The 8,702-nt window shown below is 48.7% G+C and carries 9 protein-coding genes; 2 read left to right on the forward strand and 7 right to left on the reverse strand.

From position 1 onward, the window contains the following. From P1U47_RS07790 to P1U47_RS07820, 7 genes are all read right to left on the reverse strand, one after another. Positions 1 to 462 carry a hypothetical protein gene (locus P1U47_RS07790; protein WP_301028136.1) on the reverse strand — a complete coding sequence of 154 codons (462 nt, stop codon included), beginning with the start codon at positions 460 to 462 and terminating at the stop codon, positions 1 to 3. Then, positions 459 to 1,859 carry an AAA family ATPase gene (locus tag P1U47_RS07795; protein ID WP_301028138.1) on the reverse strand — a complete coding sequence of 467 codons (1,401 nt, stop codon included), beginning with the start codon at positions 1,857 to 1,859 and terminating at the stop codon, positions 459 to 461. The genes P1U47_RS07790 and P1U47_RS07795 overlap by 4 nt, the downstream gene beginning before the upstream one ends. After that, entirely contained in the window at positions 1,804 to 5,241 is a 3,438-nt protein-coding gene (brxC, locus tag P1U47_RS07800; protein WP_301028140.1) for a BREX system P-loop protein BrxC, read from the reverse strand. The genes P1U47_RS07795 and brxC overlap by 56 nt, the downstream gene beginning before the upstream one ends. Positions 5,242 to 5,256: 15 nt before the next feature. Further along, positions 5,257 to 5,805, reverse strand: a complete 549-nt coding sequence (locus P1U47_RS07805; RefSeq protein ID WP_301028141.1) for a BREX protein BrxB domain-containing protein — start codon at positions 5,803 to 5,805, stop codon at positions 5,257 to 5,259. After that, positions 5,792 to 6,580 (reverse strand): hypothetical protein, encoded by a 789-nt coding sequence (locus tag P1U47_RS07810; RefSeq protein ID WP_301028142.1) that lies wholly within the window; start codon positions 6,578 to 6,580, stop codon positions 5,792 to 5,794. The genes P1U47_RS07805 and P1U47_RS07810 overlap by 14 nt, the downstream gene beginning before the upstream one ends. Next, positions 6,567 to 6,767: a helix-turn-helix domain-containing protein gene (locus tag P1U47_RS07815; protein ID WP_301028143.1), complete on the reverse strand. Its 201-nt coding sequence runs from the start codon at positions 6,765 to 6,767 to the stop codon at positions 6,567 to 6,569. Before P1U47_RS07815 ends, P1U47_RS07810 begins: the two co-directional genes overlap by 14 nt. Positions 6,768 to 7,154: 387 nt before the next feature. After that, positions 7,155 to 7,388 (reverse strand): helix-turn-helix transcriptional regulator, encoded by a 234-nt coding sequence (locus P1U47_RS07820; RefSeq protein ID WP_301028145.1) that lies wholly within the window; start codon positions 7,386 to 7,388, stop codon positions 7,155 to 7,157. 88 nt (positions 7,389 to 7,476) lie between these two features. Here P1U47_RS07820 and P1U47_RS07825 point away from each other — a divergent pair, with 88 nt between their 5' ends. Further along, positions 7,477 to 8,076, forward strand: a complete 600-nt coding sequence (locus P1U47_RS07825; RefSeq protein WP_301028147.1) for a hypothetical protein — start codon at positions 7,477 to 7,479, stop codon at positions 8,074 to 8,076. Continuing rightward, positions 8,073 to 8,702 (forward strand): DEAD/DEAH box helicase family protein (locus tag P1U47_RS07830; RefSeq protein WP_301028148.1); only part of this gene is annotated, 630 nt, incomplete at its 3' end. The genes P1U47_RS07825 and P1U47_RS07830, both read left to right, overlap by 4 nt.

Raw genomic sequence — 8,702 nt, forward strand, 5'->3', positions numbered from 1 at the left:
TTACATCCTTGCTGCTTGATCGTGACCGGCTAAATGGGTATCTAACGACCAGATATAAACGCGACGGCTGGGGTTCTGGGCACACAGCCGCTGCCAATCATGAATGATGGATAAATCGCCCAGACCGCTACCGAGCATGGCGTGATCGGTAAATTCACCTAACCACTGCTTTAATTCATCAGGCTTTAAAAAGCTGATGGGTTTAAAGGGCGAGCAGCCATCTAATGCTTGATTCACTTGTGCAACAAAACGTTCAGCGCATTGACGGCGCAGGGTGCCATCACCGTTTTGGCCGATATGGTTGCCGGTTTCAATAATAGTGGCCATGGGTAAAAACAGCTCTTCCCTGTTTGTTATTTTTTGCCCCAGTTGTTCAACAATCGCTTCATGCTGGCTCGATTTTGTAGGTATATTCAGCACTTCCACAAAAATAGACGTGTCGATTAAACATATGGCGGTCATGATTCGCTACCGCCCTTATTTTCAGAGTTTGCTGTATTTTGTTTTAGCGACTCCAACCAATTTAAAGACTGCTGTTGGCGCTGCTCGGCGGTGGTGTCGTCTTTTAAAAAGCGATCCAATACACGTTGTGTCATCAATTGGCCGAGCGGCCCTTGAGCGACTAATTCTGAATACCGTTCTAAATCGCCTAATTTCACTAAACGACTGTCGCCTTCTTTAGGGTCTCGGTAACAACAAATGACATCGGCCAATGACTCATCTGGCAGCGCATCCAGCAATGCTGGGTTATGGGAGGTTAACAACACACGAAGCTGGCGCTCGCTGGCCAGTGCTTGAATTTGCGTGACTAAGGATTTCGCACGGCTGGGGTGCACGCCATTGTCAATTTCTTCAATGATTACCAAGGCACCTTGTTTAGCAGTCAGCAAGGTGGCAGCAATGGCCAGCACTCGCAAAGTGCCGTCAGACAATAAGGGAGCATCTACTTTGCGTTTTTGAGCGCCAAAGCTTTCTTCCAAGCGCACCATCACATCTTTACGTTCGGTCTCAATAAACTGAATGTCAGATATATCCTGCTCTGGCAAAGAGCGGATAAACTCAAGCAGCTGTTGTTTTTCTGATTCGCCTTTTTGGCAAACGCTATACAACACGGCTGAAAGATTACTACCATCCTCTTTTATATCATCATCTTTGGCGTATACATATGAACGCATTAAGGCGGGGCGCGGGTCTAGGAATACGATGTCACGTAAGGTTTCACGAAGAGACTTTGTTACGCTAGGAATGATCTCTTGTGATTTTTTATGTGATTTATTAAATCTCCCAGGCGTTTCAAGCTGATAAAAAATTGCCTGACGGTTTGAACAAGGAATATGCGGTTTATTTTTACCTTTGGTGAAATTGTTGTAAGCAATACTCAGTTCATCTGAATGCTGGTTGGGCTTGCTATCAACTTTATAAAGCGGAATATTCTGGCTTTTACCTGTGACAGTCTCGCTTTCAACGACTAACTGTTCAGCAAGCTGGTGAATATCAATTTTAAAATCACACCACCCCTCAGGCGCGTCACTGATATGACAGCCTAATTTAAAAGCTGCCGCTTCATCGCGAAATAAATCCTTGGCCAAGCCGCGAACAATGCCATCTCCACCTTGAATGACTTTTTCAATGTCATCCAGTCGGCTCCCTTTGGCCAGCCAATTGAGCAAGCGAATTGCTTCCAGTGCGTTACTTTTCCCAGAGGCATTGGCACCAATTAAAAAAGTGATGGCGGCCAAGGGTAAGGTTGCAGCCTTGTAGCTCTTGAAATTTTCAAAGGTAATTTGGGTTAGCATGGCATACCTACCGTATAACCACTGGCCCTTCGGCCAGGGCTTGTTTGAGTTGGTTTTCAGCATCGCGTAACCACTGCTGTATCTCAGCTTCAGTTTTTAAAGTACAGCGGCGTAATGATACAAACTGGGCCTTGGGCTCCATTTCTTCTGCGGCTTTGATGGAGATGGCATCAAAACGGCTAGGCATGGCGGCAATACGCTCGGCCAGCATGCCAATGCTGATGCGCTGCAGCGTCTGTTGAATATCGTCACTGGAGCCAACGGCAATTTCGGGTTTATCGGTTGCGGTAAGCTTTTGCTCGGCCAAGAACTGGTGTTTTTGTTCCTGTTCCAACTGCTGCCAGTTGCTGTCTTCCCCTAAGCGTTGCATGCCTTTGGCATGTGCGGCATCGTAGGCCTGTTGCAGGCTATTGAGTTCATCGCGCAGCAGTTGGGTGTAGCTGGCCATTAACGGTGCCATCAGGTCTGGCTCAGCCAGCAGCAGGCACTGCTCTTTAATTTGATCGACCTGGGTTTGCAGCACCTCGGCACCATCAAGCGACTTGGCGTGGCTGGCGAAGGTTTGCAGGCTTTGCCAGGCCGGTAGACGATGCTGAATGCTGTCGTTCAGGGCTTGCCAGTCTTCAATTTGTTGCTTGAACTCATCACGCAGATTGTAAATCGCCAGTAACTGCTCGTTGCCTGCGGCACGACGAATATCGTCCAGGTGGCTGGTGTCAGGCTTAGCCGGGCGCGGGGCATCGCCGCCTGCATTGTCGGCCAACTGGCTGAGCTTTTGTAAGAATTCTGGCAGTACTGCCAGCTCTTCATTTTGCTTGGCCTGGCAGCCCACTTGCTGTAGCAATTTGCGGATTTGGATGCGCTGCGGTGTGGTGACCACGGCGGTTTCTAGCTTAAAGAGGCTAAGGCCGATTTTTTTGCGCTCCAGTTCGCGCGGCTCAATGTTCTGGCCGCGATCTGTTTGGGCGCGAACCACGCCTGCCACCACCAATACTTGTAAAGCACCATCCACGGCATCGCCTGGCCAGCCGTAGGGCGCACTTTCAAACTGGGTGCGAATATCGGTGCCTTTCTTACCACCGGCCAAAAAGTTGATCACCGCTTTGCATACCGGGTTTTTAGCGGGCTCGCCGTCGTCACCTACGGCTTTTAAGGCATCCGATGCACCGGTTTTGGCTTTGTCGTACACCTTGCTCCAACCGGTATGGTCGGCGACATGGAATTGCGGGTAGAGGCGGGTGAGCGAATTTTCAGCCGCTTCTATAATCATCTCTTGCAGGTCGTTGCCCAGCACTTCGTTACCGCCGGCCTGGAATACACGCACGCCATCAAGAATATCGCCCAGCAAGTCATTAACTTTTGATTCGGCCATGGCTTGGGCCGTTTGCATGGCGGCACGAGCCTCTTTGCCTTCTGGAGTATCGGGCGAGCCTTTTTCTTCCAAGGTGGCGGTGGCTGCCTTTAGGTCGATTAAATGATGGCGCAGGTCATCGGCAGAGCGTTTGGGAATGTGCACGTAAATGGTAGAGGCGGCGTTGCCAGCCTGGCGTGCGTCCACACGCACTGAGTTTTCGTCGATGCTCCAGCCGTCGCGCACCCAGACATAAATTTTGCTATCGGCATCGGCTGGCAGTGAAGTATCAAACAGCGGCGACAACGCGCGTGGCACATTAGACTGACCGTGATTGACGGAGAATTTTTTTACCCGTTCAGAGAACTTCTTACGGATGCGGTCGGTACGCTCGGTTTCCAATCGGTGGGCTTCGTTCGCCAGGGTATTGCGGTGGCGCAAATAGGCATCGTTCCAGGCTTGGCTTTCTTCGGTTTGAATGCGGTATTCATCACCGACTTTCATCAGCAATTCGCAGTTATCCAATAAGCCTGCCAATTTAGTGCGCAGTGCCGAGCTGCTTTGGTTTAAATCCTCAACCATTAGATCAGCAAGGGTTTCTAAATTCGCTTTGATGCCGATTTCTTTGTTCTCGGCTTGAAGCTTACCGACCAAAAAGGCGAGACCGCAGGCTCTGGCTAATAGCTGTTGCTCTTCGTTGCCTTTCATCCAACTAAAGGTTTTTTCATGCACCTTGCGCGGTAGCACGCGTGATTGCAGGAGTTTGTCGGCACCGTCGAAGTAAAGGTAATCGGCGGGGATCACACTGCCCAGGGGCTTATCCAGATTAGATTGGATGCACTTGTGGATCATGCTGAGTTGGTTACGCAGCTGACTGTCCGTTCCGGTTTGGTCCAACACACGCAGGGTGTTTTCCCAGAAGCGGCGGCGCACTGGCAGGATGGGGTAATCTTGGGCAAAGAACTGGATATCGTCCTGACGGTGGCCAATTTTTGACTCCGCCAAATGACGGGATATTTCACCTAGGTTTTGCTGCAGGGTCTGTTCAATTTTGGGGAGCGATTCTACTTTTTTCGCCAGAATCACCTGGCGGATAACCGCGTCCACATCGGCATCGGATAGTTCAATACGGACGGTAAAACGACCTTCCAGTTTCTTGAGGTTAGACGTACCCGTTACTGCGGTCTGGCCGGTGCCAATAAACAGCAGTTTACCGCCGATGTTTTTACAGCAGGCTTCAACCGCCTCTTGCACGTCGATGGAGCGCTGGCTGTCTTCGCCAATGTACTGCTGGACTTCGTCCAACACGATCAGGGTTAGCGGGAACTTGCCATTGTTCGACAAGGCCGCCTTGATGGTTTTGATCATGTCGTCAGAGCTGACATCCTGAACGTAGGGGTACAGGTTGTTGAGCGTTTCAACACATGAAACGGGCGATGAAAACAGGTTGGGTTTTACCTCACACAGGGCTTCATGCAAGCCCTCTGCAACGTAGAAGTTATCGAGCTCTTCATTCCAATCGTGGCCATTGTTTTCTACATGCTGTTGAACTTGCTCGTAGATACCCTCCGACTTGAGCCACATCACAAAGCGGGCAACGGGATATTGTTCTGGCAGGCCAACCGATTTAAAGACAATGCGCAGCAGCGCCAAACGCACACTGCCGCTCGCTCCCGCCCCCAATGTGCCCGACGCAGCGTGCAGCCCACCGTGACGTTTGCCTTGAGTGGAAAGCTCTGCCAACAAGTCTTTAACGTTTTGCGGCAGTTTAGCGATACCGCGCGAGGTGGCGCCATCGGGGAAGGTCATGTCCGTCCACAAAGCGCGCAGCATTTTTACCAGGTGTGATTTACCGGAGCCATAGAAACCACTGATCCAAACCGCTGGCTGCTGAGCTTGATCAATATTCTTGAGGTAAGTATGTAAAATATCTTCAACGCCTTTTTCGTACTGGCCATCGCAAACGAAGGTTTCCAGTTCGTACCTAAGAACATTCAGTGCTTCTTGGGTTTTATCATCATTAACACTGGCAACACCTTCGTTAACCAATTTACGGCTAGATGGGCTGGTTAAATAAATATCCTGGTTAATCATACTCGAGCGTCCTTGTTAATATATCTTTTCGGCAGTAATCGGTACGGCGAGGTAGTTCCAGCCGTCGTAACCATCAAGCAATCGGTAATTGTTGTTTTCGTAGCTTCCAGGAAAAAACACCAGCAGGCGACCAGGCACCATCGGTGCCAGCTTATCAACTATATCTTTGACCTTTTGAAAGCCAAATAAACTGCCCACACCCGACACGGCAACAACGGTGCTGTGATCGGCTCCCGCTTGCTCGATATGCTCTTTGAATTGGGCAGCGATGTATTCTGCGTATTTTGGCAATAGCGTGTTGATCAACAGAGGCTTCTGAAAATAGCTCTTGGCATATTTCTGACTCGCCAACCAATCCGCAAAGGTATCTGTCAGATCAAAATGACACCATTGATGGCCTTTGGCTTTGGTTGCAAGCTCAAACTCATCGATGGAGACGCGCAACCGTAATTCATCACTTTCGTTGTAGACACAAAAAATGACGCGCTGAGCCGCTGCAGCATCACTCCAAGGTGTTGCAATGTAGTTGCCATAGTTTTCGACGAGGCGTTTAAGCTTGCTCACGCACCCACTCCATTTCTTGTTGATTGATCAAGGAAGGAAACGCTACCTCGACAACCGAGCCAACACGCTTAAATACTGCCCAACCTTTGCGAGCAGAAGACTCGATAAGGTCAATTGCTTTGTCTGGCCGGCAATTTAGTAACTGAACGTATTCGCTGGTGAAGAGCTCTTCGCCGCGTGTGCCACGAAGATAGGCCATCAACAGTGCAAAGCACAGAGCTGCCTCACTGACTTCTGATGTGCAACGAATTTTTTTAACTTTACCCGTTAAATAGCCCGCCTGGGTCCAGGTTGCATTAATATTCTGAGCCGTCGATCTTAGGGTTGCTTCGCTAAAACGATCAGGAAATTGATTGCTGATGATGTCTTCAATTTCCTGCCGTTGAATTTGCACCCCTGGGCTTGTGGATAAAATATGCTTAGCACTCATACGCAAAATGGGGTCGCGAGCATAGGCAAGTAACAGTGCCAGTTGCGAGCGAGCGGATTCTGCGCGATACCAAAAAAACTTCAGGGCACGAAAAAGCAGAAAGGCATTATCTAAGCCATAAAGGTCTGCCAGATGGCGGGCCGTTAATAGTCGGGTGCGCGCTGAGCGTTTTGACAAGCAGTTGTCGTCTACTATCGCCTCGAAATAGACCTCCTTTTCTGCTGTTGCTTCGGGCAAATAGTCGAACAATTGCTGTAATTCCGACAGCATTATCGTGCGCGACAGATGCGCCCCACTTATAGAGATACTAAATCCTAGTTTTTCGATACTGCTACTTTGTGTCACGTTCACCATCCGATTCTGCAGCACCGCCAGATATAACCCACTGATCGACTTCATCAGCCTTGAATTTCCAAAAGCGGCCAATCCGGTGCGCTGGCATGTTCTTTTTGTTGATCCAGGCATACACGGTGTCTTTACTGACACCCAAGTATTCGGCCATTTCTTCTACTGAAAGCCAGCGCTCAGACATTAGGTATTCTTCCGTCAAACAGTTAGAGGTGTGATAGCTTGAGTAGAATTACATATGCCAAGTACCATGTACATATGGTTTTATGTGTTTAGGTCTGATTAGTTGGGATTAGATAGGGTGGGAACCACAGTTTTAATATAAAACAGGTCAACAATCCTTCACTTCTTTTGAATTATTGATTTGGCCATCAAAATTCACCCGGCAGATACGGAAGAACCTGACAGGCGTAGCTTTCTATCTATTAATTGGAGTATCTATTTCCAGTCTCAAAACTTTGGCCCCGGAGGTCCTATATAGCCGTATGCTCCCCTGAGTGTATAGCTATAACTCAGAATTCATCCTCCGTCGAATCGCCTGCTTGTTGCCCATATTACTCTTGGAAGACAATCAATCTTGGCTTTTGATCACCGCAACAGGGGGGAGTAATGCTGCCGTTTCACAGCTCAGAGCCCAAGCTATGCTATACAGCTTCTTTAAGGTGATATTTACTTCACCTCTTTCGATGCGCCCCATATAGCTTCGATCAACACCGCAATCAAGGGCTAAGTCGTCTTGGGATATTCCCATGTCCTTTCTTTTGGCTCGGATGTTGGCTCCCAGCTCTCTCGCAAGAATCTTCATCGCTACTCCGTAATAAGAGCTGCAATGTTTCCTTTTGCGGTATTTATAGCCACGGATTATAATCCGCATTTTTTGGAGTGGTACGAGAATGAAATCCTCCTCGATAACCCTTGATCGTATTCTTCACCGCATTCTCATGGAAGAGGACGTTGGCGCATTTACTATTATGGAGCTGCGTGATCGATACCTGAAACTCGTCAATTCTAAAGATGTTTCACTGCCAAAACTGCGGGTCTACATCTATAGCCAGGTTCTTCGTTTAGTTAGGTGTGGCTGGGCGTCGTATCACAGCGAGAAAAAGACACGTGGACAGCGTTTTGAGATGAATGTAAAGCCAGAGAATCTGACTGTGAAGTTACTTCCTCCTGGCAGGAATATGGAAGAGTGCACAAATTGGCGGCTTGAGAAAAAAGCCATCTTAGAGGCTCCTTCGCAATCATTGAAAGCAGGGTCGTCTAAGAATCCTCATGCCTCGGACAAGCTAAGACAAATGCTCAAGGAAACTCAACTGGATTTTATGACATCGTATGGAGAAACTGAGCGATACGCTCTAATGATTGAAGAAATACCGGGTCTACAAGTCACCTTGGAGCCGGATTTGGTCGCAGCACGTAACAAAAGCTCCCGCCTTCTTGGGCATGTGAATGCTCTCGAGCTGGCACTTCAAAAAATTGGTACGTTGCAATGAGTCTTCGTCGTTGGCAGTTAGAGTGTATTACTTGTGCGCTTTCTCATTATTCACGGGATCAACATTTTCTCTGCCAAGCAACCCCTGGGGCAGGAAAAACTAGGATGGCTGCGGAGTTAGCCAAAAGGCTTTTAGAGCAGAACAAAATAGATGCCGTTGTTTGCTTTGCGCCTTCATGCCAGGTCGTTGACGGGTTTCAAAAAACCTTCTCAGATGTTTTGAATATGGCCTTTGATGGCCGAATAGGGGCTGTGGGTATGGCGCTCTCATACCAATCCATTGAACATCAGAGTAATGCTTTCTGGCGACTTTTTGAACGTATGCGGATATTGGTTATCTTCGACGAAATTCACCATTGCGCGGGTGGGGATGAAATTGAGGGAGGTAATTTCTGGGGGCAACAAATCATTCAGCAACTTCAGGATGCGGCTGCGTATACGCTGGCAATGTCCGGCACTCCGTGGCGTTCTGATGAAAAAGTAATTGCCTTGGCTCGTTACTCGACACCGGAAGGGCGGCTCATTGTTGATTATCAATATTCACTGATGGATGCTATTGAAGATGGCGTATGTGCGTATTCCGCTGAACCTGATCAGTCGTACCGCTTGAACGTGATCACTTCATTC

This window comes from Zhongshania sp. (assembly GCF_029212375.1).
Taxonomy (GTDB): Bacteria; Pseudomonadota; Gammaproteobacteria; order Pseudomonadales; family Spongiibacteraceae; genus Spongiibacter.